This is a genomic window from Priestia sp. SIMBA_032 (genome assembly GCF_046535215.1).
In the GTDB taxonomy this organism is placed as follows: domain Bacteria; phylum Bacillota; class Bacilli; order Bacillales; family Bacillaceae_H; genus Priestia; species Priestia aryabhattai.
The window spans coordinates 1-503 of sequence record NZ_JAWRXD010000109.1; the positions used below are offsets into that span (position 1 = coordinate 1).

Annotated in this window: 1 pseudogene; it reads left to right on the forward strand. The window is 34.6% G+C overall.

The annotated features are described in order from the left end of the window. Nucleotides 1-345: pseudogene (locus tag SB717_RS33540) on the forward strand (hypothetical protein); the annotation flags it as partial. Between the last annotated feature and the right edge of the window lie 158 nt (nt 346-503).

Genomic DNA, 503 nt, shown 5'->3' on the forward strand with positions numbered 1-503 from the left:
CCTATTATGTCTATCATATGGTCCTTATTTATGCCAGGTTTAGGTCAGCTTTATATTCATCGAATAATCGTTGCTTTTTTTATTGTTACTTGGACCGTTGTTTTCTTTTACTATTCTCATCTTCTTGAAGCTATTTCTCTTCTCTTTTTAGGCGAAATCCAGAAAGCTACCAACGTATTAAATCCAGAATGGTTACTGTTTTTCCCTTCTCTTTATGGGTTCGCCACTTATGATGCTTATATCAATACAGTTGAAAATAATAAGCTTGCTGAAAAAGAACAAAAGAACTTTCTAGAGAAAACCTATCAAAACCCAGAATTTTATATCGAAAAGGGAAAAAAGTGACAAGATGACATGCAGATCTTTGCTACATTTGGATGGGTTGAATCATCAAAAAATATGATTGAGTTACAGAAAAGCTACCTTCCCTGAACTGAACCCAAAAAGTTAGACCCTTTATCTAAGCAGCGAATGAGGATTGAATTCTGTATTCTACAGGGGTC